Raw genomic sequence first — 26067 nt, 5'->3', positions numbered from 1 at the left:
GGACCTCGTTCTCCACGGGGTTTACGAGCGGGACGCCATGCACACTACATGATTATCATTTTCACCAGCCGTCCGGGGTGTCCGCGACATGGGCACCTCGAAGTGCACCACCGCGTTTCCCCCGCCGGGCGCCGTCCGTTCGTCGCACACCACCTCGCCCAGGGACCGCCAGAAGGCCTCGGCCCCGGGCACGGCGGGGTCGGTGTGCAGATAGACCGCGCGATAACCGCCGTCCGCCGCCGCGAAGTCCAGCAAGCGGCCCACCAGCAGCCGGGCGAGCCCCCGCCGCCGGTGCTCGGGCCGTACGTACACCCGGCGCAGCTGCGCGGTCGCCCCCGAGGGGTAACGCTCGGCGAGCGGGCGGGGGTTGGGGGGATGCGCCGGCCCGCGCGAGTCGAGCGCGGCCGTCGCCACCACCCGCTCGTCGCGCCCGTCGACCGCGACGAGCAGGGTGTGCCGCGCGGGGCGGAGGTAGGCGCGCTCCGGATCGACGATGTCGCCGTGCCAGCGCGGCACATAGCCCGTGCCGAAGTCCCGGTAGACGGTGTCCAGCATCACGCTCCGGGCGCCGTCGAGGTCCTCGGGGGTGGCCGTCCTGATGCGGTAGTCATGCACTTGCACATCATATGCATCAAGCGTCGCGGCGGCGCAGCACCGCGTACCCGCCCAGCAGGGCCGCGGCCGTCCAGAGCAACATGATCGCCAATGCGGTTCCCGGGCCGAAGTCCCGGTGGGTGACGAACGACTCGTCCACCCTGACCACCTGCATCATCACCGCTCCGGCCTGGTCGGGCAGGAACTGCGCGACCGTCCGGATCCTCGGGACGTTGCCGAGACCCTGCGAGTTGAGGAAGAGCAGCGGGATCAGGATGCCGAGCGTGAGCGCCGTGCTGCGCAGCATCGTGGCCACGCCGATCGAGAAGGCACACATCAGCGTCAGATACGCCCAGGCGCCGAGGGTCGCGCGCGGGACACCGGGGTCGCCGAGGGACATGCCGTGCGGGCCGAGCGCCCATTGGGCCGCGAGGAAGGTGAGGTGGACGGTGAACAGCGAGAACACCATCGCGGTCAGCGTGCCGACCGCCACCTTGGCGCCGTAGAACAGCCCCCGTCGCGGCACCGCCAGCAGCGAGGCGCGGATGGTGCCGCTGGTGTACTCGGCGCCGATCTGCAGCACCCCGAAGGTGACGAGGGAGATCTGGCCGACCATCAGGCCCAGGAAGCCGGCCGCGACGGGGTCGAAGTTCTCCCGGTGCTCCCGGTCCATCCCGGAGCACCCCTCGCGGTGGACGTGGCCCTGGTCGACATCAACATGCCGTTCCTAAACGGGCTCGCCGCCCTGGAGGAGCTGCGGCGGCGGGCGCCCGCGCTGCGCACGGTGGTGCTGACGGCGTTCGGGGACGAGCCGAACGTGCTGCGCGCGGTGCAGAGCGGCGCGGCGGGGTTCGTCCTGAAGAACTGCACCCCCGACGAACTGATCCGCGCGGTGCGCGCGGCACACGGCGGCGAGGCCTATCTGTCCCCGGCGGTGACCCGCCCGGTGCTCGATCTGATCGCCCCCGTGGCGGCCGGGCGCCGCCGGGAGGCCGCGGAGCGCCTGACGGCGCTCACCGAGCGCGAGTCGCAGGTGCTGCGCCTGGTGGCCGAGGGCATGTCCAACGCGGAGATCGGCCGGCGGCTGCACATGAGCGAGAAGACCATCAAGACGTATGTGAGCCGGGTGCTGGCCAAGCTGGGCTGTACGAACCGGGTCCAGGCCGCCCTGCTGGTCCGCGACGCCGGCCCCGTCGGCTGAGGCCGGGCGGGAGGCGCTGCCGCCGGGCCGCGGCCGGGCCGTCACATCCGGCGGGCGCCGCTCTCGATCCGGTACTGCTCCACCAGTGCCTCGAACCGCTCGGCGTCGCCCTCGCACAGCTCGACCGGCCGGGTCTCGCCGATAGCCGCCCGCACCCGGTCGGCCACCTCCGCCGCCCGCGCACCGGAGGTGTGGACGCCGAGCACGAGCACCGTGGCCGCGTCGCCCCCGGCCCGCCCGGCACCGGCGAGGGTGAACTCCCAGGGCACCTCGCACGGGCCGTCGTGCCTGGCGTCCGGGCACAGCAGACGGGCGATCGGCTCCTGGAGCGCGAGGGCTTCCTCCGAGGCGCCGTAGCAGTGGACCCGGATCTCGTACACACGGGACTCTTCTTCCACGTGCGGCTCTCCTTCCGCGCGGGGCTCTTCTTCGACCGGCGTGCCGCGCCCGGGCTCGAGCATGATCGTCCTGGAGAGGACGAAGGTGATCGGCACGGCCACCGCCGCGGCCATCAGCGGAGCTGTCCGGTCCCCGGTGTGCAGCAGGTCGACGAGAACGTAGACCCCGCCGGTGGTGATGGCGAAATTGGCGGCCGTGGTCAGGGGGAAGAGCAGGAACTTCCGCCAGGTCGGGCGGGTGCGGTAGGTGAACCAGGAGTTGAGGAGGAAGGAGCCGACCGTGCTGAGCGCGAAGGCGGCGACATGGGCCGCCAGGTAGGGCAGCAGGCGCAGGAAGCACAGGTACATGCCGTAGTAGGTGGCGGTGTTGACGACGCCCACCAGGCCGAATCTCACCAGCTGGCCGAGGACCGGCGGGCGCCGGCGCGCCGGGCGGGGCGTCATCGCACGAGGTCCTTCATCCGGTCCCGCATCGGGTCCCCCATCCGGTCCCGCGGGGCGGCGGCGGGAACCGCGTTGGTCGACTGCACCAGGAAGTGGGGACGCCGCTTGACCTCATAGTAGACGCGGCCGATGTACTCACCGATCACGCCGACCATGACCATCTGGACGCCGGCCAGCGCGGTGATGACAACCAGCAGGGTCACATAGCCGGGGGTGTCGATCCCGTTGACCGCCGCGCTGCCCACGATCCACATCGCGTACAGCGCGGCCACCGACACCAGGAGCAGGCCCAGGTAGACCGCGGCGCGCAGCGGCTTGTTGTTGAAGGAGATCAGCCCGTCGGCCCCGTAGTTGAGCAGCTGGCCGAAGGTCCACTTGCTGCGGCCCTCCTCGCGCGCCGCGTTCTCGTACTCGAAGGTGACGCTGGGGAAGCCCACCCAGGCGAACAGCCCCTTGGAGAAGCGGTTGTACTCGGTCAGCTCCAGCACGGCGTCCACCGCGCGCCGGGACAGCAGCCGGAAGTCGCCGACGCCGTCGACGAGTTCCACGTCGACGAAGCGGTTGATGAGCCGGTAGTAGGCGCGGGCGGTGAGCACCCGGGTGACCCGGTCGCCGTCGCGGGTGCGCTTGGCGATGACCTGGTCGTGGCCCTGGGCGTGCAGCTCCACCATGCGCTTCACGAGCTCCGGCGGGTGCTGGAGGTCGGCGTCCATGATGACGACGGCGTCGCCCGAGGCGTACCGCAGCCCGGCCAGCATCGCCGCCTCCTTGCCGAAATTGCGGCTGAAGGAGACGTAGCGGGCCCGGGGCTCGCTTTCTGCGAGCTGTTTCAGGAGGGAAAGCGTGCGGTCCTTGCTGCCGTCGTCGACATAAAGGAATTCGAAGTCGTGGTCGATCACCGCGAGTTCCCGGGTGAGGTGTTCATGAAAACGACCGATCACCGATTCTTCGTTGTAGCAGGGTACGACGACGGAAATGAGCATGGTCTCCCCCGGGGCTGATTCGCGGGCGTCAGTGGTGGGCATGGCGGCGCTCCCGTCGGGCACGCAGGAGCCGATACGCGGCGGGCAGGGTCAGGGCGAGCAGCGCGGCGGCTCCGACGGCGGTGCCCAGGCGCAGGCCGGGCGGGCGGAAGGCGCAGTCGACGGAGGTGGCCGAGGTGTCGAGCTCGACCGCGAGCAGGCCGAGGTAGCCGTCGGCCGGGCGGTGCCGGCCGTCGTCCGCGGCGCACCGCCAGCCGGCGATGCGCGGGGCGGCGACCACGGCGATGCCCCGGGAGCCGGGTGGCAGCTTCGCCCGGATGCCGGTGTCGGAGACGTGGACCTCGGTGGCGCCCTGGGCCCGGAGCCGGTCCACGGCGGCGCGCAGCCGCGCGGGGTCCAGGCAGCCGATGGACCCGGCGGGGACGGTGCCGCCCTTCTGGACGGTCAGCACCACCTCGACGCGCCCGGAGGCCGGGGCCGCGCCGAGCGGCTGCATGGGGGCGATCTTGGTGACCGGGTGGTCGCCCCGGAAGCCGACCGGGGGCCGGCCGGCGCCGCGCATCGCGGCGACGCCCCAGTAGTGCGGGGCCCACAGGAACACCTGGGAGTCGCGCGGGCAGGTGGCGGTCAGGAGCGCCTTCGGGCGGGACCGCTTGGTCGGCCCCGGAGGCAGCCGGTAGCCCCCGTCGGGGGCGCGGGCCGCGGGCCGGCCGTCCGCGCCGCGCACGGCGACGTCGCGCGGCAGGGTGTACACCCGGGCCCCGAGCAGCAGTTCCTGGTTCCGGAACGGCGACGGGCCGAAGGCGGGCGGCTCCTTCGGGTCCGGCCGGAGGGTGACGAGGGGCGGTACGACCTGGCGGGTGACGTACGGCTCGGCGCCGGTCGGCGCCTGCCGGTCCTGGTGCGGGTCGGGCGGGGAGTGGACGCGGGCGCCGACCGAGAAGATCGCGTCGGTGACCGGGTTGTCCAGGCTCTGCACGGACCGGCCGCGCGAGGTCCAGCCGCCGCCGAGGGCGGTCATGGTGCGGCTGAGCACATCGGAGGTGAGGCTGCTGTAGTACTGCGCGCCCTGCCCGCCGACCAGCAGCGGGTCGTTGCCGACGGTCTGCTCGCGGCCCGGGTCCGTACGGTAGCGGGGCCAGCCCTCGGCCTCGGCGATCAGCTCGCTCTGCGTCCGCTGGCGCTGCCCCCAGGGGGCGTAGTCGTCCAGGTGGCCCAGGCGCAGCCGGTCGGCGACGGCCGTGGTGGCCGCGGACTGGCCCACCTGGGCGCCGATCAGCAGGACGACGGCGAGGGCGGCGGGCAGCGGATGGCGGTGCCGGCGGGCGAGGCGGGCCAGCAGCAGGGCGGCCGCCACGGCCGCGACGCCGGCCAGCAGCAGCGGGTAGGTCCAGGGGCGGATCAGCCCGGTCGCCCGGGACGCGGCCGCCGCGATCGCCGCCAGCAGGGCGCCCGCGGCCAGCAGCGGGCGCCGGCCCGGCATGCCGTGGGCGAAGGAGAGCCAGGCGGCGGTCACCAGCAGCCCGCCCAGCACGAAGGTCTCCCGGTACTGGCTGCCGTTGGGCACGCTGAAGGCGTGCCAGGCCAGTTGGGTGGGCCCCCACTGCAGGGACAGCGTCACCGCCGCGACCAGCAGCGTCCAGCCGCCGCGCAGCCGCCTGGGGACCGCCGGGTTGAACGGGAGGGTGAGGGCGAGCAGCAGCGCCACGGTGTCGACGTAGACGGCCGGGCTGCTGAAGTTGTACGTGCCCGGCAGCAGCCGGGCCAGGACGTCCGTCCACGGCTTGGGCGTGAACTCCACGACCCGGCCCGGGTAGGCGTGCCGGGTGCCGAGGAAGACCACGGAGACCAGGGGCGCGGCGAGGCCCACGCCGAGCGCCAGGACGCCCGCCAGCCGCGCCACCGGCCGGCCCAGCGGCGCGAGGCGCCGCGGCGGCGGGCCGCCGCCGGGGGCGTGGTCCGCCAGCAGGCCGGTGAGCAGGATCAGCACGGCGCCGAGGGTGGCCATGTACGCCGTGTAGAAGTTGGCGACCCACACCAGCGCGACCGGCAGCGCGCCCAGCGCGAACCACCGGCCCGCCAGCGCCTGGTGGCCGACCAGGCACAGCAGCGGCAGCGCGATCAGCCCGTCCAGCCACATGGGGTTGTACGAGGCCTCGGCCAGGGACCAGCCGCACAGCGCGTACGAGGCGCCCAGCGCCCCCGCCGCCCACCACCGTCCTGGCCGCAGCGTCAGCAGCCACTGGGCCATCACCGCGCCGGCCGCGGCCGTCTTCAGCAGCGTGATCACGTACACCGCGAGGTCGATCCGGTCGCGCGGGAAGAGGGCGACGAGCAGGGCGAACGGGCTGCCGAGGTAGGTGCCGAGATCGGGCAGGAAGCTCGCGCCGTACCCGGACTGCCAGTTGAGGAACAGGCCGCCGGTGCCCCGGCCGTGCAGCAGGTCCCACAGGTGGGCGTGGAAGGGCACGAACTGGTTGCCCAGGTCGTTGACGCCGCGGGTCCTGGGTCCGAAGGGGAAGCAGCGGGCCACGGCGTCGCCGAGGCAGAAGGCGGCCACCGCGACGAGCGCGTCGAGCGCGGCGGCCCGGGCGCGGACGCCGCGGGGGGCGCGGGGCGGCGCCTCGGGCGAGGCGTCCGGCGCGGGCGGCGCGCCGGACGTGCTCGGCTGGTCTTCCGGCGGGGTGCGGGCCGGTCGGCCGGTCATCAGCGATCGCATGGAATTCGTCAGGATCCCGTTCCGGTGGACGGCGTGAATTTCGGCTGCACGCCGCAGTGGACCTCGCGCGACTCCCCCAATTGGAATGTGTGGCGCGTTCATTCAGCCTGTTTGACCCTGCGAATCCGTGATTGGTTGCCCCGCGGTCCGGGGAATTTACAAACAGATGGGATGGCCCCTGGAATTAATCCTTCGGATTTCCCGTATTCACCTTGCCGACGGTGAACGGCCACGCATGGGCGCGAGTTCACCGGCCCGGGCCAGCGGTCAGTCGGCGGTCAGCCGTCGGCCGCCCGGCGGGTCCCCGCCGAGGTCGAGTCCCATGTGCTCGGCGAGCCCGGCCGCCAGCTCCGCCACCGTCGGATGCTGCCAGACGAAGTTGGCGGCGAGCCTGACGCCCAGGGCGGATTCGAGCCGTACGCGCAGCTCCATGGCCAGCAGGGAGTCGAAGCCGAGGGCCTTCAGCGAGGTCTGCGGGTCCAGCGTGGGGCCGCTGAGCCGCAGCACCGTGCGGATGTGGTCGCCCAGGTACGCCTCCAGGGCCGAGCGCCGGGCCAGGCCCGCGGGGAGGGCGGTCAGCCGGGCGCGGACGTCGTCGGTGTCGGCAGGGTCGGCGGTGCCGGTGGTGCCGGGCGCGTCGCCCGCGTTCCGCGCGCCGTCGGCCTCGCCGGGGTGGCCGGCGTCGGCGGGGGCCAGCCGGCTGAAGAACGGGGACCGCCGGGCGGCCGCCGGGATCCAGGTGCCCGGCTCGCCGGGGATCACCCCGGTGTGCACCCGCCCGTGCCCCAGGAGGGCGCCGAGCGCCCGCAGGCCCCGGTCGGTGGGGATGGTCTCGTAGCCGCGGCGGGCGAAGTCGGTGGCGGCGCCGGTCTCGCCCCACGGGCCCCAGGCGACCGCCAGGGTGGGCAGCCCGCGCGCCGAGCGCCAGGCGGCGAACCCGTCCAGCCAGGCGTTCGCGGCGGCGTACGCGCCCTGGCCGGGGTTGCCCAGCAGGGCGGCCATCGAGGAGTACACCGCGAACCAGTCGAGCGCGTGCCCGGCGGTGGCCTGGTGCAGCCGCCAGGCGCCGGTGGCCTTGGGCGCCCACACCCGCCGCAGTTGGTCGTCGCGGATGTTGGTGATCGCCGCGTCGTCCAGGACCATGGCGCTGTGCACCACGCCGCGCAGCGGTGTGCCGTCCGCCGTGGCGGTGGCCACCAGGCGCTCGGCGGTGCCGGGTCGGGCGATGTCGCCGAGCACCACGCTGATCCGGGTCCCGGCGGCGGACAGTTCGCCGAGCGCCCGCGCGGTGGCGGCCGTGGGGGCGGTGCGGCCGCCCAGCACCAGGTGTCCGGCGCCCTGGGCCGCGAGCCAGCGGGCGGTGGCCAGGCCCAGTCCGCGCAGCCCGCCGGTGACCACGTACGCCGCGCCCTCGCGCACCGGCCGCGGCCCGTCGGGCAGCACGGCGCCGGTCTCGCCCTCCTCGGGCACGGTCAGCACCAGCTTTCCGATGTGGCCGGCCCCGGCCATCAGCCGGAACGCGTCGGTGGCCGCCGACAGCGGGAACGCCGTGCACCGCAGCGGCCCCAGCCGCCCCGCGGCGAGCTCGGCGAGCACCTCGCGCAACGCGGCGGCGAACTCGGCGGGGCGCTCGCGCCACAGCTCGCCCAGGTCCACGGTGCTCAGGGTGATGTTGTGGCGCAGCGGGGCCAGGCCCAGCGGGGCGTCGGAGAGGATGTCCCGCACGCCCAGTTCGACCAAGCGGCCGAACGGCCGCAGCGCTTCGAGCCCGGCCCGGATCGCCGCCCCGGACAGCGAGTTGAGGACGACGTCGACGCCCTGGCCTCCGGTCGCCGCCCTGGTCTGCGCGAGGAAGTCCAGCGAGCGGGAGTCCATCACATGGGCGATGCCCATGCCGCGCAGACAGCGCCGCTTGTCCTCGCTGCCCGCGGTGGCCAGCACCTCGGCGCCCAGCAGCCGGGCCACCGCGACGGCGGCCAGGCCGGCCCCGCCGGTGGCCGAGTGGATCAGCACCCGCTCCCCGGGGGCCAGCCGGGCGACGTGGCGCAGGGCGTACCAGGCGGTGAGGAACGCGATGGGCAGCCCGGCCGCGGTGGCCGAGTCCATCCCGGCCGGGGCGGGGGCGGCCACCTCGGCGGGGACGACGGCGAACGAGCCGAACGCGCCGCCGTTCACATCGGCCGCCACCACCCGGTCGCCGACGGCGGGGCGGGTCACGCCCGCCCCGACGGCGGTCACCTCGCCCGCGCACTCGAAGCCGATCCGGTAGCGGACGTCGCCGTCGCCGGGGATCAGCCCCATGGCGGTGAGGACGTCACGGAAGTTCAGCCCGGCCGCGCTCACGCGCAGTTCCACCTCGCCGGGCCCCGGCCGGCGCCGTCCGGTGGCGGCGAGCTCCAGGCTGTCCAGGTCCCCCAGCCGGCCCGCCCGCAGCCGGAAGCCGTCCGCGCCGTAGCACACGGTGCGGGTGGTGGCCGCGGCGCGTTCGGCGTCCGTGAGCGGCGCGTATGCCAGCCGGGCGGTGTGGCGCGTGGCGCCGCGCAGGGCCACCTCGTCCTCCACGGCCTGCTCCTCGACGGCCTCGGCGGCCTCGAGGGCCTCGGGGGCCTCGTCCTCGGGGGCGCCGGCGAGGAGTTCCGCGGCGAGGTCCGCCGGCCAGGTGTCCTCCACCCCGGCATCGACGTCGGCTCCGGTGGCGGGGGCGGTGTCGACCAGGGTGGCCCGCATCCTGGGGTGTTCGAGGGCGAGCACCCGTACCAGCCCGCGCAGGGAGCTCTGCGCCGGGTCGGCCACCTCCCCGGGCGCCACGGCCCGGGCGCCGCGGGTGACCAGGTACAGGCGGGGCGGCTCCGCCGCGTGGGCGGCGATCGCCTGTGCGGCGCCGAGCGCCCTGCGGGTGCGGCGCAGGGCCTCCGCGCCCGGGTCGGCGGCGGCGCGCGCGCCGCACAGCAGCACCACGGCCGTGGTGTCGCCCCGGGCCAGGCGGCCGGCCATGGACTCCCGGCAGGCCTCGAGGCGGCGGTCGCGCGCCGGCCAGTCCCAGGCCACGGCCCGCGCCCCGGCCGCGCGCAGCGCCCCGGCCAGTTCGCGCGCGGAGGGGTCCGGGCCGCCCTCGCCGACGACCAGCCACTCCCCCGCCCGCCCGGTGGCCGCGGGCTCCGGCCGGGCGGCGCGGTGCCAGCCGGTCTCCAGGAACCAGTGGTCGGCCTCCGGCGCCTCGGGGGCGGTGTGGCGCACCAGCCGCAGTCCGTCGATGGCCAGGACCGGTCTGCCCGTCCCGTCGAGCAGCCGGATGTGCCCGAGGAGCGTGTCGGCCGTGTTCTCGACGACCCGGGCGTGGCAGTACACCGCGGCGGCGGGGTCGCCGAGGACCCGTACGGTGCGGATCCGCACGGGCAGGATCAGCCCGTGGCCGCATCCGTGGAGCAGCGCCGCCGCGAGGAGCTGGGCGCACAGGTCGACGAGGACGGGGTGGACGCGCAGCGCGTGGGCGGGGGTGCGCGCGGCCTCGGGCAGTCGGATCCGCGCCCAGAAACTGTCGCCGCGGCGGGAGGCGTGCATCCGGGTGATCCCGGTGAACGCCGGCCCGTGCCGCACACCTCGGGCCCGCATGCGGGCGTAGAGGTCGGCCGGTCGGAGGGGGACCGGGTGGCGCAGGGCGAGGGTTTCCACGGACGCGGGGCGGGACTTGGGCGGTACGGCCAGCCGGCGCGCCACCGCGGTGGACTGCCGGGTCCAGGAGCCGTCGTCGCCTCGCCCGAAGATCTCGCAGTCGGCGCGGTCGGCGGCGGCCAGGGTGAGGGTGGTGCCGATGTCGGTGTGCGCGGCCAGTCGCAGCGGCTCCCGGAAGCGCACATCGGTGATCTCGACCTCGGTGGGCCGGGCGTCGAAGACCTCGCAGGCGGTGGTGAGCGCGAGGGCGTAGTGGGCGGCCCCGGGGAGCACGGGGGCGCCGTGGATCCGGTGGTCGTCCAGCCAGGGCAGGGTGGCGGTGCCGACCCGGGCGTGCCAGGTGTGCCGGACCGGTTCGCCGGGCACCTCGGTGTGGCCGCCGGGCAGCGGGCCGGCCACGGGTGCCGGGGACGCTCCGGGTGCGGCCGGGAAGGCGGGGGCGGTCCAGTGGCGTTTGCGGTCGAAGGTGAGGGTGGGGACGTCGGCGAGGGCGGTACGCGGGCACAGCCGCGACCAGTCCACGGGGACGCCCGCGCAGTGCAGGGCGGCCAGTTGGGTGCGGAAGGTGGCCGTCTCGTCCTCGTCGCGGCGCAGGGTGGGCAGCACGACCCGGGCCCCGGCCGGCCCGGCCGTCCCGGCGGGGCCGGCCAGGTCTTCCAGGCAGCGGCTGACGGAGTGGGTGACGACGGGGTGCGGGGCGATCTCGACGTACACCAGGTGGCGGTCGGCCGCGGCGGCGGCGACGGCGGTGGCGAACCGGACCGGGCGGCGCAGATTGGCGCACCAGTAGTCGGCGTCGAAGGCGGGGACGGTGCGCGGATCGTCCAGCACCGTGGAGTAGAACGGCACGCGTGGCCGGCGGGGCGTCAGGTCGGTGAGGGCGGCGCGCAGATCGGCCAGGAGCGGTTCGACCTGCGGGGAGTGGGAGGCGACGTCCACCGCGACCAGGGCGGCCGGGATGCCGCGCGCCTCCCAGCCGGCGACCAGGCGCTCCAGCGGCCCGGTGTCCCCGGCCACGACCGTGGCGTCGGGCGCGGCCATGACCGCGACCGTGACCGCGCCTGCGGCTCCCGAGGCGTCTCGCCCTGCGTCTCGTCCGGCGCCCGGTCCGCCGCCGAGGCGGGCGTCGAGTTCGGCCTGGACCGCGTCGGCGCCCAGGCCCACGGTGGCCATCGCGCCCCGCCCGGCGACGCGGGTCAACAGCGCGGAGCGGCGGCAGATCACCCGTACCCCGTCGGCGAGGGACAGCGCCCCGGCCACCACCGCGGCGGCGACCTCTCCCATGGAGTGTCCGATGACCGCGGCGGGTTCCACACCGTGCGCGCGCCAGGCCGCGGCGAGCGCGGTCTGCAGGGCGAACAGCACGGGCTGGACCCGTGCGCAGCCGGTCACCGGCTCGCCGGAGCGCACCACGTCCAGCACCGAGAACCCGGCCTCGGCGGCGATCAGTTCGTCGGCCTCGGCGAGCGCGGCGGCGAAGGCGGGTTCGTGCTCGAGCAGGCCGCGCCCCATGCCGGGCCACTGCGAGCCCTGGCCGGAGAACACCCACACCGGCCGCCGGGACACCGCGGCCCCCACCTCGCCGGTCACCGCGGCGGGGTGGGCCCGCCCCGCCTGTGACGCGCGTAGAACTCGCACGAGGCCGTCCCGCGACGCCGCGGTGACGGCCAGCCGTCCGCGGCCGTGGCTCCGCCGCAGGGCCAGGGTGTGGGCGATGTCGCCCAGCGGTACGGCCGCGCCGTCGCCCTCGAGCCAGTCCGCGAGCCGCCCCGCGGCGGCCGGCAGCGCGGCCCGGGAGCCCGCCGGCACCAGGAAGACCAGGGGCGTGGCGCGCCGCTCCCGCCGCGGTGTCCGAGTCCGCCGGCGGGCCGCCGTGGCCGGCGGCTCCTCCAGCAGCACATGGGCGTTGGTCCCGGAGAACCCGAAGGAGGACACGGCGGCCAGCCGTGCGGGCGTGTCCACCGGCCAACCCGTCGGCTCGGTGGGCACGAACAGACGGGTGGCGCCGGGGTTCTCGATGGCCGGGTTCCAGCGGGTGAAGTGCAGGTTGGGCGGGATGGTGCCGTGCCCGAGGCACAGCACCGCCTTGATCAGCCCGGCCACCCCGGCGGCGGGCTCCAGGTGGCCCAGGTTGGTCTTGACCGACGCCAGCGCGCACCGGCCGGGGCCGGTCCCGTACACCTCGGCGAGGCCGGCGAACTCCACCGGGTCGCCCACCGGGGTGCCGGTGCCGTGTGCCTCGATCATCCCCACGTCGCGCGGGTCGACCCCGGCCCGGGCCAGCGCCTCCTGGTACAGGGCGCGCTGGGCGGTGGCCGAGGGCGCGGCCAGGCCGTCGGACCGGCCGTCCTGGTTGACGGCGGAGCCGCGCAGCACCGCCAGGATCCGGTCGCCGTCCCGCACGGCGTCGGCGAGGCGTTTGAGCACCACGATCCCGCAGCCCTCGCCGCGTACGAATCCGTCGGCGGCGGCGTCGAAGGAGTGGCAGTGGCCGCTGCGCGAGAGCATGCCCATCCGGGTGAAGGCGCGCGTGGTCCTGTCGTCGAACATCAGCGTGACCCCGCCGGCCAGGGCGAGGTCGCACTCCCCCGCGCGCAGCGCCTGGGCCGCGAGGTGCACCGCGACCAGCGAGGAGGAGCAGGCCGTGTCCAGGGCCACGCACGGGCCGTGCAGCCCCAGCAGATAGGAGATCCGACCCGCCGCCACGCACCGCCCGTTGGCCAGGACCGAGCCCTCGTGTTCGTACGGCTGCCGGTCGAGGCAGGCCGTGTAGTCCTCGTAACTGAGGCCCGTGAAGACGCCGGTGGAGGTGCCGGCCAGCCGCTCCGGTGGCGTCCCGGCGTGTTCCAGGGCCTCCCAGGCCACCTCCAGCAGCAGTCGGTGCTGGGGGTCGAGGATGTCCGCCTCGCGGCCGGAGACGCCGAAGAAGTCGGCGTCGAAGCCGGAGACATCGCGCAGGTAGCCGCCGCGCACGGGCACCGCGGTGCCGTCCGCCGGCCCCTGGGCGGCAGGGGGCCGGGCGCCGTCCGGCGTCCACAGCCGCGCCCGCTCGGCCGGCGGGTCCCCGAGCGCCTCCCGCCCCTCGGTCAGCAGCCGCCACAGGGCGGCGGGCGAGTCGACGTCCCCGGGGAACCGGCAGCCCGCGCCGATCACCGCGATACGGCCGGGAGGGCGACGGGATATGCGTGTGTGCTGGCTCATCGGGATCTCCGAGGATGGTGCGACGGCCGGGTCGGCCGTGGGGGTGGTTCCGCGCGGGCACCGGCACTAGGTGACGCCCGGGCCGCCGAGCAGCATGGCGTGCTTGACACCACCGGTCTGGTAGCTGAAGCACAGCGCGTGGTCGAAGTGGAGCGGCCGGGCGCGCGTCCCGGGCACCGGGTCGAAGGGGAGGCCCTCCATGGGCTGTTCGCAGTTCGCGGTGGGGCACACCGCGCCCTGTTCCATCATCATCAGCGTCAGGCCGACGCCCAGGCAGCCGGCCGGGGCCCCGTGGTGGCCGAAGCACGCGTCCTGGGAGGTGACCAGCACCGGGCCGGCCGTGGCCCCGTACAGGGTCCGGACGGCGTTGGCCTCGACCGCGGTCACGGCCGGGTCCCCGTCGCCGCAGCTGTGGATGTACGGCACCTGCTCGATCCGCCACCGCTCCCCCAGGCACCGGCGCACGGCGTTCACCAGCTGGGCGCCGCTGTCGTCGGCGCCCAGGGGGTTCGCCAGCCCGTCGCGGGTGAGGGCGGTGGCGAGCACCTGGCCATAGATGTGCGCGCCGCGCCGCTGGGCGTGCTCGCGGCTCTCCACGATGACGGTCGCCGCGCCCTCGCCGTAGTTGATGCAGTCCGAGCGCCGGTCGTACGGCCGCATCAGGGACCCGGACGAGGGGGTGGGACCCAGCGCGCCGGGTTCGCCGCCCTTGGCCGCGTAGGCGCGCCGCGCGCTCTCCAGCAGGCGCTCCGCCCTCCCGACCACCTCGCTGTCGAACACGTCGACGCCGGTCACCGCGGCGAGGTCGATCTCGCCCGCCGCGATCAGGCGCTGCGCGTGGCCGATCTGCACGCCCGCGGAGGCGCAGCCGCAGGCCACCGTGAAGCACGGTCCGGTGGTGCGGGTCAGCGTCCCCTGCACGAGGGCGACATCGGAGGGGATGGCGGACTGGCCCACCGCGATGAACAGTTCCAGCGCGTCCAGCGGCCCGGTGTGCTCGGGGTCGGCGCGGGAGGCGGCCAGATAGCTGTTGACGTTGCTGTCGATGCCGCCGCGCCCGACGAGCAGCGCCGCGTCCCGCAGATCCCCCGCCTCGATGTCCAGTTCGCCGTCCGCGCACGCCTCCACCAGCGACACCAGCCCGAATCGGTGGGCGTCGGTGAACTGGCGGGAGAAGAACTCGGGGATGCCGGGGACGCGCTCGGCGAACATCTCGTCGGTCAGGTCGACCGAGCCGTAGTACGTCCCGTCCCGGCCGAGGCAACAGCCGCCCCGGGAGGCGACGTTCCATACCTGGCCCGCGGTGAAGGAGGGGCCGCCCTCGCCCGGCAGACAGAAGCCCAGGCCGGTCACCACGGCGTCCCTGGGGCTTTCGCGGCCTTCGCCGGAGCCGTCGGGCCGGCTCACGACGGCCCGCCGGAGCTGAGCTGAGTCATTTCCATGCATCCCATGCGCTGGAGTCGGCCGCGAGTCCTTGCCTCGGCCGGCCGGGAGAACCGTCGCATCACGCTTCAACGGTTTGTGGAATTGCCAAGCTACGCCGCGGCGTCGGGAAGAAAAAGGGAGCGCCGATACACAAGGTGGTACAGGGCGGGGGAAGTGGGTACGCCGCCGCGCGGAGTTCCGCGGGACGGCGCGCGGGCGGGCGGCGAGGGGCTCCGGGCCCCGCCCCCTGCCCCGCGCGCCGGTCGCCCGCGCGGGCGCCCCGTCGCACGCGCGGGCGCCCCCGGCGCCCGGGGCTCGGGGCTCTGGGCTCGGGGCTCGGGGCTCTGGGCTCGGGGCTCTGGGCTCGGGGCTCGGGGCTCTGGGCTCGGGGCTCTGGGCTCGGGGCTCTGGGCGCGGGCCCGGTGAACCGGCCGGTGCCGCCGTCGCCGTCGCCGTCGCGCAAGCCGGCGGGGTGTCAGTCCGAGGGCAGGCCGGCGCCGCAGCGGGCGCAGTAGCGGGCGTCGGACTCCTGGGCGAGGCGCCCGCACTCCGCGCAGACCCGATGGAGCAGGCAGGCCGGTTCGCCGCCCTGCGGGGCGGCGGCGCGGATGGCCAGGCCGGGGCGGCGGCGGTGCACCGTGAGGTAAGCCAGGCCGCCGGGGCCGGCGGACAGGGCGCGGCGGCTGCCGCGCGGCAGCCAGACCACACAGCCGGGGGTCAGCTCCTGGCGCCCGTCCGCCGTCTCGAGCCATCCGCCGCCCTCGGCCACGAACAGCACCACGTCGAGGTCGGGCTCCACATGGACGTCGACCCCGGCCCCGGCGGGCAGCCGGATCACATTGGAGTCCAGCTGGCGCCCCTCGGCGTCGAGCCGCCACAGCGCCCCGCCCCGGTCGGCCGCCGCCTCGCGCAGCAGCTCGGAGACCCTCCCCAGCACACCAGAAACCGGCGGCATCTCTTTCCCTCCGTACGAACCCCTGCGCATCCTCACGGCCACGGGCGGCCGGATGCCTGAGACGCATACCACACCAGCCCCGCCCGCCGATAACTGGAATTTAGCATGCTGATTTAATAACGTCGTGTTGTGCGACTGACCAAGTTCACGGATCTGGCACTGCGAGCCGTGATGCGGCTCGCGGTCTTCGAGGGGGGCACCCCGCTGACCACGCGCGAGGTGGCCGAGGCGGTCAACGTGCCGTACGCGCACATGGCCAAGGTGATCACCCGGCTGCAGCACCTCGGCGTGGTGGAGGCCAGGCGGGGGCGCGGCGGAGGACTGGAGCTGACCGGCCTCGGGCGCACCGCCTCGGTCGGCTGGCTGGTGCGCGAGCTGGAGGGGGAGGACGAGGTGGTCACCTGCGAGGGTGACACGCCCTGCCCGCTGCGCGGGGCCTGCCGGCTCCGCGGGGCGCTGCGCGAGGCGCAGGAGGCGTTCCATCGCGCGCTCGACCCGCTGACCGTGGCGGACCTGGTGACCGCGCCCACCGGCCCGGTGCTGGTCGGATTGACCGGCCGCCGCCCCGACTGACCCGCGCCCCCGCCAGGGGGCCCGCCGCCGCGATCCACTACGAGGTCTTCGGCCCGGACCTGTGGCTCGGCCAGGAGTGAGGCCGCTTCTCGCGCTTGTGGATTCCCCGGATGCCGGTACAGTCGCCCATGCCGGGCGAACGCGGGGCGGTTGAAGGGGGCGGCTTATGCGCGGGCTGGCGGGCGGCCGGTGAACCGCGCGCGATTATGGTGGCGCAGCCGCCGGCTCATCGACGGTCTCGACCTGCCGAGCCCATTCGACCCGGCCGCGTTCGTGGCCCTGCTGGCCGAGCGGCGCGGACGCCCGATCGAGCTGCTGCCGGTCACCGTGCGCGGCTCCCTGCCGTGCGGCCTGCTCGCGACCACCGACCGGGCCGACTACATCTGCTACGCGGCGGACACCACCGACCTCCACCGGCAGCACATCGTGCTGCACGAGGCCGCCCACCTGCTGTGGGGCCACGAGGGCACGGCCGACCCGGCCGCCGTGGGCCTGCTGACACCCCATCTGACGGCCTCCCTGGTGCGCCGGGTGCTCGGCAGGACCGTGTACACCCAGCCGCAGGAGCGGGAAGCCGAGTACCTGGCCTCCCTGATCCGGCAGCGGGCGCTGCGCAACGACCGGGGTCCGGGCACGCCCAGCCCCGGCCAGGCCCGGCTCGGCCCGCTCGTCGGCGCGAGGCCGGGCGGTACGCACCCACCGCGCGGACCGGCCGGGGCTCAGGCGCCGGACCGCGCACCCGGCCGTGGGTGACCTCCTGGCCTACCTGCCCGCCGCGGCGGCGATGGCGGTGGGCTGGTACCAACTGCGGCCGGCGCGCGGCCGCCGCTTCCCCCCGGGCAGCCGCCCGCTGTGTCTGTTCGGGCTGTGCATGGGGGCCGCGATGGCGGTCCTCGCCCCGGCGACGGCGGCGGCGGCCGCCCGTGTGCTGCCCACCGCGGCCACGGCCTGGCCGCACCTCCTCGGCCGCCAACTGGAGATGGCCGCACTGTGCGCTCTGGCCCTGGCGGCGGCGGAGCTCGGCCTGCCCGACTCACGGCGCCTCCCGGCGCGGTGGCACCCGTGGGTCACGGTGGCCGTGTGCGCGGCGGCCACCGCGTGCTTCCTCGTCTCGCGCGCGACCGTGGAGGAAGGCGCGATCACCGTCCCCGGGACGGCGGGCAGGGCCGCCCTGGTCGCCTTCGACGTGCTGTTCACGCTGTACAGCCTGTGGAGCCTGGCCCTGTTCGCGCTCCCGGTGCACGCCCAGGTCCGGCGCTCGGGCCCGGGCCCGTTCCGCACCGGTCTGCGGCTGGTCACCGCGAGCGCGTGTCTGGGCGGGTTGTGGGCGGTGTGGGGCCTGGCGGGCGTCGCGAACATGGCCCGCACCGGCCGTCAGGGCGCGGGCCAGGACCCGGTCGCGCTGGCGCTGGGCGGCGCCTGCCTGGTGCTGGCCGGCCTGGGCGCGACCGCCGCCCGGTGGGGCGGCGCCCTGACGACGCCGGCCCGCTGGCTGCGCGCCTACCGCAGCTACCGCGCCCTGGAACCGCTCTGGTCTGCGCTCCACACCGCCGTGCCCGGGATCGCCCTGCGGGCGCGGACGCGCCGGCCGACGTGGCTGCCGCCGCGCAGCGCGGAGTTCGCGCTGTACCGCAGGGTGATCGAGATCCGCGACGGCTACCTGGCGCTGCGCCCGTACGTCCCGCAGTGCGGCACCCTCGCGGTGGGCCGGGCCGGGGACGGCGAGGGCGCCGAGGCGGAGGCCGCCGCCGTCGCGGCGGCGCTCGACGCGGCCAGGGGTGGCGTACGGCCCGACGCCCCGACCCGGGACCCGGTCGGCACCGGCCCCCGCCCCGCCGTCCGGCCGGTGCGGGGCAGCGTCGACGCGGAGGCGGCCTGGCTGGTGCGGGTGGCGGAGGCGTTCGCCCGGTCCGCGGGGGACGCGGCGGCGGAGCGGCGGGCCACACGCGCCCGGGCCACCGCCGGGCCACCGTTCACCCCGGGGCGGGAGCGGGCACCGGCGTCGGCGCCGGGACGGAAGGACTGAAGGCGGAGGCGTCGGAGGTGTGGTGCACCCAGTTGGCGATCTCGACCCGTGAGGAGCAGCCCAGCTTCCGCATGGTCTCCCTGATGTGGTTCACCACCGTCCACTCGGAGATCTGCAGCCGGCGGGCGATCTGCTTGTTGCTCAGCCCCAGGGTGATCAGGGCGGAGACCTGGGACTGACGGGGAGTGAGCGGGTCGCCGGGCAGGGGGGCGCCCCGGCCGGGGGCCGGCGGCGGGTCCGCGGCCGGCCCCGCGCACGGCCGGGGGGCGGCCGGGCGGGGCTCAGGGGCGCCGGCCTCCCGGGGGCCACGTCCCCGCCCGGGGGCCGCGGGCGCGCTCCGGCCCGGCGTGGCGTCGAGGGCCGCGCCCGGGCCGGGGGCCCCGTCCGGCCGCATGGGGCCGTGCCGGGACGCGAACTGCTTGACCAGGTCGGGCAGCGGCGTCCCGGCCCCCTCCGACAGGGCCGCGAAGAAGGCCCGTTCGCCCAGATACCGCCGCATGTGGCCCTCCAGCCGCCCCATGGTGAAGTCCGGGTGCGCGGGCTCGTCGAGCAGCCCGCCCGGGCCGCGCGCGGCGTGGCAGCCGCCCAGGCACCGGACCACCTCGGCGGCGCGGGCGGCGGTCCCGGGCAGCAGGGGAGTGCCCAGCACCGACACCAGGGCGCCGAGCACGGCGGGGGTGCCGAGGGTGCGCAGCCCGGCCACGGCCCGGTCGAAGCAGCCGTCGGCCTCGGCCGCCCGGCCACGGGCGGCGGCGAAGACGCCGAGCTGGAGCAGGGCGGTCCCGGAGACCAGCGCGTCCCGGCGCCGGGTGGCGCCCGACAGGGCCTCCACCGCCAGGGCCGTGGCCTTCGTCAGGCCGCCGTGGAGGAACTCCGCGAGCGAGGCGTCCAGCACGACGCGGTGGGTGGCCTGTCCGTCGCCGGCGTACGACCGGTGGGCCGCGACCGCCGCGTGCAGGGCGGTCAGCGCCTCGCGCGGCCGGTACGGAGCCTCGGCGATGCCCCTGAGGTGCAGCGACCTGGCCGCGAGCAGGGCGGCCCCGGGTGTCCCGTCCGCGCCGGCCCGGTCGGCGTCCGTCTGGGCGAGGAGCGCGAGGGCCGCCTCCGGCTCCCCGGCCCGGATCGCCGCCTCGGCCAGCAACAGGTCGAGCCGGATCCGCCAGGGCGCGGCGGCCGGCGCCGCCGGCAGGGCGGTCAGCCGCTCGGCCCAGGTGAACGGGGTGCCCGAGGCGCACCAGTAGGCGCGCGCGTGGTCGACGAGCGCGATCGCCTCGTCGGCCGAGCCGACGTCGATCAGGGTGTCCAGGGCGCAGCGGATGTTGCGCTCCTCGCTCCGGAAAGCCGCGATCCCCGTCTGCTGGTCGCCCTCGGCGATGCGGCGCGCCGCGCTGCGCGCCAGCTCGGCGTAGTAGCGGGCGTGGGCGAGCCGGAGGTCGTCGCCGCGCGGCGCGGGGCCCGGCCCGGCGGCGGACAACTGGAACGGCAGGTGCAGCCGGGTCCGGGTGAAACCGTCCAGGCGGCCGGAGGGGAGGGCGGACACGGCCAGCAGATGGCGGCCGAGCAGGTTCTCCAGCGCCCGCGGGAAGGCGTTGAGGGGGACGCCCGCGATCCGGCGCAGCGCCTCGGGCCCGGCCCCGCCGCTGAAGAGCCGGGAGCAGGCGAGCAGTCGGCGTTCGGTGTCGCCCGGGTGGGGGCCGGTCCCCGCCGGTGCGGATCTTTCCACGGGGTGGGCCGGGGCGGGCGCGGGGCCGCCGTACGCGTCGAGCAGCCGCGCCAGGCTCCCGCTGTCGCCCCCGGCCCCCGCCGGGCCTGCCGGCCCGGGGTCGAAGCGACCCTCCAGCGCGGCCCAGAGCACTTCGGGGCCCTCCAGAGCGGCGATCCGCGCCGCCAGGACCAGCGCGCCGGGGACGCCCCGCAGTTCCGCGCAGGTGCGGGCGACCGCCTCCTGGTTGTGGTGCCGGACGCGGAAGGCGGGGTTCAGCGCGCGTACGGAGGCCACGTACAGCCGCACGGACGGGATGCGGCACAGGCCGTCGAGGTCGAGCGCCGAGCAGTCGAGCGGGACGGGCAGCGGCCCGACCACGCGCCCGGCGAACCCCTCGGCGCCCACGGCGGCCAGGGGCTCGCGGGTGGTGATGATCAGCCGGGCGCCGTCGCGCGCCACGGCGGCCGGCAGCCCCTGGAGGTGCGCCGGGGCCAGGCCCTCGGCGACGAGGAGCGGGCCGGCCCCGGCGCGCCCGGGGCGTTCGAGGAGGCGGCGGAGCTCCGCGCCCGGGTTCTCGTGGGCGGTGGGGTCGAAGGCGATCGTCTCGGCGCCACGCGCCGCCGCGTACGCGGACGCGACCGCTCGGGCCAGCCGTGCCTTGCCGATACCCGGCCCGCCGGAGAGCACCACGCCGGGCGTGCGGGTGTCGGTCAGGAGCGCCAGCAGCTCGGAGACCTCACGGTCCCGTCCGAAAATCTCGCGGTCGTGCGGATCGGTCACGGCCGCCCCCCGAGGGATATGAGCTGAGATGAATATGGTGAGGAAAATCCTGCACAGCAGCTCGACGACCTGTCAACTAGAATGAATCGGCGACGGGTTGAAGACCCATGTGTGCTGATATCCGCCGGACAGCCGCGGCGGGCGCCGACGAGCGACGGGAGAGGTGCGCCGTGACAGGGGAGGAGCCCACGCGGTCGGCGCTGGCCGACAGGATCGACGCTCTCTTCGAGATCGTGCGCAGACCCGACCGCCAGCAGTACAGCCACGAGGAAGTGGCCCGGGCCTGCCGCGAGGCCACCGGTGAGACCTTCTCGGCCACCTATCTGTGGCAACTGCGCACCGGGCGGCGGGACAACCCGACCAAGCGCCATCTGGAGGCGCTGGCGCGGTTCTTCCAGGTCCCTCCGGCCTACTTCTTCGACGACGAGCAGGGCACGGAGATCGCCCGCGAACTGGAGCTGCTCGGCGCGCTGCGCGACGCGGGCGTCCGGGACGCGGCGCTGCGCGCGGTGAACCTCTCCCCGGAGGGGCTGGGCAGGATCCGCGATGTCATCGAGGCGATCGCCCGGCGCGAGGCGCGGGCCGCGGCGGAAGCGGAGGCGGAGGCGGAGAAGGGTGCGGGGCGCCGCCCCGACCGGCGCTGACACCCGAGTGGGCGCCCGAGGCGGCAGGCCCCCGAGCCGGCACCGGAGCCGCAGCCGGAGCCGATCCCCCGCGTGACACCACGGGCGGGCCCCGCCGACGGGGGCGTCGACGGGGCCCGTTCGGGGCTACGGGGTCATGACGGGCTCGTTTCGACAGGCCGTCAGGCCCCCGCCGCTCACACCGGCGCGTCGCCGGCGGTGATGGTGGTGATCAGCGAGAGCGTGGTGGTGACGATGGTGATGGTGGACTGGTCCGCCGCGTTGCCGGTGGTGGCGAGCTCCGCGACGGCCGCGTCGGGCGTGGTGTAGGCGGCGTAACCGCCCATCAGGTCGATGGCGCTCATGGCTGCTGTCTCCTCGTGTCGCGTGTCGTGTGTCGGGGTCGGTGTCGGGTGCGCGGGGGCCGGTCGCGATCCGCCCCGGCCCCGCCTCCCCGTCCGTGCCTCGATCCCAGCAGCCGTCGCCCGGCACGGACACCCGCAGGAAACTGGCCCAACCCCGGGGCGCCGGCGGCGGTCGGCGCGGCGGCGAGGGGCGGGAGCGCCCCGCCACCGCGCGAAACCGGCAGAACCTTGCCCCCCGGGGGGCCGGGCCGGTGGCTCCCGACGGGCGCCTGCCAGGCCAAGTCCTGTCACTTTCCGTCCGGTCCCGCCCCTGCCTAGCGTTCCGGGCATGACAGCGACGATTCCGGCGGACGTGCACGGCGCACCGGCCGCACCACGGCACGATCTCGCCCCGGTGCCGCTCACCGAGGCCCCCGAGGTCGGCCTCGCGCTGACGCGACTCGGCCTCCGGCCTCTGGTGCCCGACGGGCTCGTCGGCCACCCGGGACGCAATGACAACTGGGCCGGCCGCACCGAGGACGGCCGCCGGGTGTTCGTCAAGCGACTGGACCGGGGGGCGCCCGACGCGGCGGCGCGCTTCGACCGGGCGTACGCCTTCCAGGTGGCGCGGGCCGCGGCCGGCCCGCTCGGCTGGAGCGCCCCGGCCTTCCTCGGCGGGGACCGCGAGGCCCTGGTCCTGGTCTACGCCCTCCTGGAGGGGGCGGTGTCCGGGGCGGTCCTGGCCGAGCGGGGCGCGTTCGACACCGGCCTGGCGCGCCGCGCCGGACGGGCGGTGGGAGAGCTGCACGGCTTCCACCCCGGCGGGGTCCCCCGCGCGGCAGCCCGAGGGACAGGGGGACTGGCCTCCCGGCTGTCCGCCCTGACCGTGGCGGAGTACGCCCGCAGCAGCGGGGGCGAACTCGGTTTCTGGGCGCTGCTGCAGCACGACGAGGGCCTCCGGGCGGCGCTGCGGGCGCTCGGCGAGCGCTCGGCCGCCGCCGGGCCGGTGCCCGCACACGGCGATCTGAGGCTGGATCAGTTCCTGCTGCGCGGCGACGAACTGCACCTGTGTGACTGGGAGGAGTTCCGCCTCGCCGACCCGGCCCGCGATGTCGGCGGCTTCGTCGGACAGTGGCTGTTCCGCGCGGCCACGCTGATGTTCACCGAGTTCGAGCCCGACGCCCCCGGGGACCCGGAAGGCGCCGACGGCGGCACCCACGCGTCCCTGGTGCGTGCCGGCGCCGGCCGGCTCGACGGCGTACGGCCGCTGATCGCCGCGTTCTGGCAGGGGTACCGCGAGGCCCGGCCGGTGGCCGACCCGGGCCTCGCGGAGCGGGCGGTGGCCTACGCCGGGTGGCACCTGTTCGACCGGGTGCTCGCCGCCGCCGCGCACAGCGCGCGGCTGACCGCCGTCCAGCGGGGGACCGCGGGCGTGGGCCGCAGCGCGCTGCTCGCCCCCGGCCGGTTCGTCGACGTGCTCGGGCTGGGGGACGCGTGACCGGCACCGCCGAGCCGGCCGGACACGGCCCGCTGTCCCCCGCCCTGCGGGCCGCGCTGACCCACCTGCGGCTGTGCGACACCCGGGCGGACGGCACGCCCGACATCCGGCTGGAGGGGCTCCGCGTCCCCGGCGACACGGTGCGGGAGGTACGGCAGGCCCTGGCCGCCGCGCTGTACGAGCGGTGGCACGCGGGAACGGCGCGCGAGCCGGACGCGCCCGCCCTCCCGCCGCGCCGCGACCACCCCTTCGAGGCGCGGCTGATCGGGGCGACACCGCACGCGCACACGCCGGCCGAGGCCGTGGTGCGCACCCCGCCGGCGCCCGGCGGCGGGGTGCTCACCGCGGAGCTGGGGCGGGTTCGGGTGAGCCTGCCGCCGGACGCGGTGCGCGGGGGCCCGGGTGGCGGGCCGCCGGGCGCGGGCGCGCGGGTGGTCGTGGAACTGCCCGCCGTACGGCCGGCCCTGTCACCGGGTTTCTGGCTGGTGGACGGGGCGGACGGGCGCCCCGCGGACGGTGCGGGCCGCGAGCTGCTGCGGATGTACGTCCATCTGCGGTACGCGGACGCCGCGCCGCGGGTGTGGGGCGTCCTGCTGGCGGAGCTGACCGCCCGGTCCGTGCCGTACCGCGCCAAGGTTCTCTCGCGTCCGTGGGCGTATCCGCGCCGCGACGCCCTCGTGGTCTATCTCGACGCGGACCGCGCGGACGCGGTGTTCCCGCTGGCGGCGGCCGTGCGCCGACTGCCGGGGGTGGGCGCGGACACCTCCGTCTTCACGCGGCGGCTGCTTCCGGGGGTCGCGGTGGCCTGGGAGCCGCGCGATGCCCGGCCCGGCCGGCACGGGCAGAGCTTCGGCCAGCACCGGGCGGCGGCCGTCGCCGAGGGCGTCCTACGGCACGCCGCGGACCGCGAGCGCACGGACCTGGCCCGGGAGGTCGCGGCCTCGCTGCACCGCGCGGGGGCCGACCCGGCGGAACCCGCCCGCAACCACTCCTCCCCCGGCCTGCCCACCTCGGCCCTGCTGACGTCGCGGCCGGCTTCCCGCCCCCTCCCCTGAGGAATCCTCCGACGCCCCGGGCGCCGCACGCGTCGTCAGCCGAGGGGGTTGGCCGTGTCGCGCAGGGTGGCCAGGACCGGGGCGTACATCCTCGCCTTGATGGTGCCGAGGGTGTCTCCGGCCTTGTTCACCTGTGCCTGGGCGATCTCCACGGCGGTGGCGCGTACGGACTCCTCGTCGACCGCGCGGTCGACGACGCCGGCGGCCTCGGCCTCCGTACCGCCGTAGCGGCGGGCGGTGAGCATGGCCTCATGGGCGGTCCGCGGGGTCAGCCGGGCCTGGATGAGGGCGCTCATGCCGGGCGTGAAGGGAATGTTGATGTCCGCTTCGGGCAGACACCAGTAGCCCCGGTCGGCGCGCATCACCCGGAAGTCGTGGGCGAGGGAGAACATGGCGCCGGCGGCGAAGGTGTGCCCCTGCAGCGCGGCCACGGTGATCGCCGGGAGGGACAGCAGCCGCGCGAAGAGCTCATGGACCGAGACCACGTAGTCCCGGTGCCGGTCGGAGTGGGCGAACAGCCAGTCCAGATCCAGGCCGTTGGAGTAGAACTTCCCCGTCGCCGCCGTCACCAGGGCGCGGGGGCCCTCGGCCTTCTCCACCTCCTCCAGGGCGGCGTCCACCGAGGCGAGCCAGTCGGGGTGGAAGCGGTTCTCGCCGTCTCCGAGATCGAGGACGAAGACGTTGTCGTGGCGGTCGAGCGTGGGCATGGCGGCTCCTTCGAGCTGGGCGGGGACAGGCGTGACGACGGGGCACGGCCCGGAAAACCCACCGCCTCCCCGACAGCCCTACCTGTCAGTAACTTAAGGGGTGCGGCACAGCGCGTACAAGGGGGTGCCCCCCGAGGTCGGGCCGGGCCCGGCCCGAGCGCCGGGGCGCCGGGGACCTGAGGGAGAATGGACACCCGTCCCGAGCACGCGGCGAGCGGCGCTCATCTCACGGCAGGAGACCAGGCACGTTGTCCCGGAAGCGCGAAACCCCGTCGGCCGGCACCCCCGCGACCGGCCCCGACCGGCCCGACCTGCGGGCCGACTGCGCGAACTGCTTCGGACTGTGCTGCGTCGCCCTGCCCTTCGCCCGCTCCGCCGACTTCGCGGTCGACAAGCCGGCCGGGCGGCCGTGTGCGAACCTCCAGGCCGACTTCCGCTGCGGCATCCACACCCGGCTGCGCGAGCGGGGCTTCTCCGGCTGCACGGTCTTCGACTGCTTCGGGGCGGGCCAGAAGGTCTCCCAGGTCACCTTCGGCGGCCGGGACTGGCGGCAGGCCCCCGACACCGCACCGCGGATGTTCGAGGTGTTCCCCGTCATGCGGGCGCTGCACGAACTGCTGTGGTACGTGGCCGAGGCGCTGACCCTGCGCCCGGCCCGCCCGATCCACGCCGACCTCCGCCTCGCCCGGGAGAACCTGGAACGCCACACGCGCGGCAGCGCCGAATCCCTGGCCCGGCTGGACGTGGCGGCGCTCCGCCAGGAGGTGAACGTCCTGCTGCTGCGCGCCGGCGAGCTGGTGCGGGCCAAGGTCCCCGGCCGCAAGAAGAACCACCGGGGCGCCGACCTCATCGGCGCCCGCCTCAAGGGGGCCGACCTGCGCGGCGCCAACCTGCGCGGCGCCCGTCTGATCGCGGCCGACCTGAGCGGCGCGGACCTGCGGGAGGCCGATCTGATCGGGGTGGACTTCCGCGACGCGGATCTGACCGGCGCCGACCTCACGGGAGCGATCTTCCTCACCCAGGCCCAGCTCGACGCGGCCAAGGGGGACGCCACCACCGAACTGCCCCGGGCCCTGAGCCACCCCGCGCACTGGGTGTCCGCCACCGCGTCCTGACGCACCCGCAGTCGGTTTCGGCCAACCTCACCGCTCAGGGCCGACGAGG

At 76.0% G+C, this 26067-nt stretch carries 18 protein-coding genes and 1 pseudogene; 8 read left to right on the top strand and 11 right to left on the bottom strand.

Annotated elements, in window-relative coordinates; all coding sequences use genetic code 11:
• Positions 1-21: 21 nt before the first annotated feature.
• Both ABFY07_RS19885 and ABFY07_RS19880 read right to left on the bottom strand, forming a co-directional pair.
• Positions 22-615 carry a GNAT family N-acetyltransferase gene (locus ABFY07_RS19885; RefSeq protein ID WP_346175773.1) on the bottom strand — a complete coding sequence of 198 codons (594 nt, stop codon included), beginning with the start codon at positions 613-615 and terminating at the stop codon, positions 22-24.
• Positions 616-631: 16 nt separating this feature from the next.
• Positions 632-1267: an ABC-2 transporter permease gene (locus tag ABFY07_RS19880; RefSeq protein WP_346175772.1), complete on the bottom strand. Its 636-nt coding sequence runs from the start codon at positions 1265-1267 to the stop codon at positions 632-634.
• Between ABFY07_RS19880 and ABFY07_RS19875 the strand changes: the two genes are divergently transcribed.
• Positions 1253-1795, top strand: coding sequence for a response regulator transcription factor (locus tag ABFY07_RS19875; RefSeq protein WP_346175771.1), 543 nt, complete (start codon positions 1253-1255; stop codon positions 1793-1795). The genes ABFY07_RS19880 and ABFY07_RS19875 overlap by 15 nt on opposite strands.
• A gap of 425 nt (positions 1796-2220) precedes the next feature.
• On the opposite strand, the pseudogene ABFY07_RS19870 reads toward ABFY07_RS19875, so the two are convergent.
• The 6 genes and pseudogenes from ABFY07_RS19870 to ABFY07_RS19845 all read right to left on the bottom strand — a co-directional run.
• Positions 2221-2637: pseudogene (locus tag ABFY07_RS19870) on the bottom strand (GtrA family protein); the annotation flags it as partial.
• Complete coding sequence (locus ABFY07_RS19865; RefSeq protein ID WP_346175803.1) at positions 2634-3620, bottom strand: glycosyltransferase family 2 protein; 987 nt, start codon at positions 3618-3620, stop codon at positions 2634-2636. The gene ABFY07_RS19865 and the pseudogene ABFY07_RS19870, both read right to left, overlap by 4 nt.
• Positions 3621-3648: 28 nt before the next feature.
• A complete protein-coding gene (locus ABFY07_RS19860; RefSeq protein ID WP_346175770.1) occupies positions 3649-6327 on the bottom strand; it encodes a YfhO family protein in 2679 nt (892 codons plus the stop codon).
• A 279-nt stretch (positions 6328-6606) separates the two neighbouring features.
• On the bottom strand, positions 6607-13212 hold the full coding sequence (locus ABFY07_RS19855) for an SDR family NAD(P)-dependent oxidoreductase (protein ID WP_346175769.1): 6606 nt from the start codon (positions 13210-13212) through the stop codon (positions 6607-6609).
• Positions 13213-13278: 66 nt separating this feature from the next.
• Positions 13279-14568 carry a beta-ketoacyl synthase N-terminal-like domain-containing protein gene (locus tag ABFY07_RS19850; RefSeq protein WP_346175802.1) on the bottom strand — a complete coding sequence of 430 codons (1290 nt, stop codon included), beginning with the start codon at positions 14566-14568 and terminating at the stop codon, positions 13279-13281.
• A 544-nt stretch (positions 14569-15112) separates the two neighbouring features.
• Entirely contained in the window at positions 15113-15592 is a 480-nt protein-coding gene (locus ABFY07_RS19845; RefSeq protein ID WP_346175768.1) for a cupin domain-containing protein, read from the bottom strand.
• Between the two features lie 129 nt (positions 15593-15721).
• On the opposite strand from ABFY07_RS19845, the gene nsrR reads away from it, so the two are divergent.
• From nsrR to ABFY07_RS19830, 3 genes are all read left to right on the top strand, one after another.
• The gene (gene nsrR / locus ABFY07_RS19840; protein ID WP_065967451.1) at positions 15722-16165 is read left to right on the top strand and encodes a nitric oxide-sensing transcriptional repressor NsrR; all 444 of its coding nucleotides are present in this window, start codon (positions 15722-15724) and stop codon (positions 16163-16165) included.
• A 189-nt stretch (positions 16166-16354) separates the two neighbouring features.
• Positions 16355-16918, top strand: a complete 564-nt coding sequence (locus tag ABFY07_RS19835; RefSeq protein ID WP_346175767.1) for a ParH-like protein — start codon at positions 16355-16357, stop codon at positions 16916-16918.
• Positions 16911-18191, top strand: a complete 1281-nt coding sequence (locus ABFY07_RS19830; RefSeq protein ID WP_346175766.1) for an MAB_1171c family putative transporter — start codon at positions 16911-16913, stop codon at positions 18189-18191. Before ABFY07_RS19835 ends, ABFY07_RS19830 begins: the two co-directional genes overlap by 8 nt.
• On the opposite strand, the gene ABFY07_RS19825 is transcribed toward ABFY07_RS19830, so the two are convergent.
• Complete coding sequence (locus tag ABFY07_RS19825) at positions 18139-20676, bottom strand: LuxR C-terminal-related transcriptional regulator (protein ID WP_346175765.1); 2538 nt, start codon at positions 20674-20676, stop codon at positions 18139-18141. The two genes, ABFY07_RS19830 and ABFY07_RS19825, sit on opposite strands and share 53 nt — an antisense overlap.
• Positions 20677-20846: 170 nt before the next feature.
• Here ABFY07_RS19825 and ABFY07_RS19820 point away from each other — a divergent pair, with 170 nt between their 5' ends.
• Positions 20847-21320 carry a helix-turn-helix domain-containing protein gene (locus ABFY07_RS19820; RefSeq protein WP_065967456.1) on the top strand — a complete coding sequence of 158 codons (474 nt, stop codon included), beginning with the start codon at positions 20847-20849 and terminating at the stop codon, positions 21318-21320.
• Between the two features lie 176 nt (positions 21321-21496).
• Here the strand turns inward: ABFY07_RS19820 and ABFY07_RS19815 are convergent, their stop codons facing one another.
• Entirely contained in the window at positions 21497-21664 is a 168-nt protein-coding gene (locus ABFY07_RS19815; protein ID WP_346175764.1) for a hypothetical protein, read from the bottom strand.
• A gap of 328 nt (positions 21665-21992) precedes the next feature.
• Here ABFY07_RS19815 and lxmK point away from each other — a divergent pair, with 328 nt between their 5' ends.
• A complete protein-coding gene (gene lxmK / locus ABFY07_RS19810) occupies positions 21993-23141 on the top strand; it encodes a class V lanthionine synthetase subunit LxmK (protein ID WP_346175763.1) in 1149 nt (382 codons plus the stop codon).
• Positions 23138-24196 (top strand): T3SS effector HopA1 family protein, encoded by a 1059-nt coding sequence (locus ABFY07_RS19805; protein ID WP_346175762.1) that lies wholly within the window; start codon positions 23138-23140, stop codon positions 24194-24196. Before lxmK ends, ABFY07_RS19805 begins: the two co-directional genes overlap by 4 nt.
• 35 nt (positions 24197-24231) lie before the next feature.
• Here ABFY07_RS19805 and ABFY07_RS19800 read toward each other — a convergent pair whose 3' ends face one another.
• On the bottom strand, positions 24232-24903 hold the full coding sequence (locus tag ABFY07_RS19800; RefSeq protein WP_346175761.1) for an enoyl-CoA hydratase-related protein: 672 nt from the start codon (positions 24901-24903) through the stop codon (positions 24232-24234).
• 248 nt (positions 24904-25151) lie between these two features.
• Between ABFY07_RS19800 and ABFY07_RS19795 the strand changes: the two genes are divergently transcribed.
• On the top strand, positions 25152-26018 hold the full coding sequence (locus ABFY07_RS19795) for a pentapeptide repeat-containing protein (protein WP_346175760.1): 867 nt from the start codon (positions 25152-25154) through the stop codon (positions 26016-26018).
• Positions 26019-26067 lie beyond the last annotated feature (49 nt).

Source organism: Streptomyces sparsogenes subsp. cuspidosporus (genome assembly GCF_039532705.1).
Taxonomy (GTDB): Bacteria; Actinomycetota; Actinomycetes; order Streptomycetales; family Streptomycetaceae; genus Streptomyces; species Streptomyces sparsogenes.
This window is presented reverse-complemented; position numbering and strand designations above follow the sequence as displayed.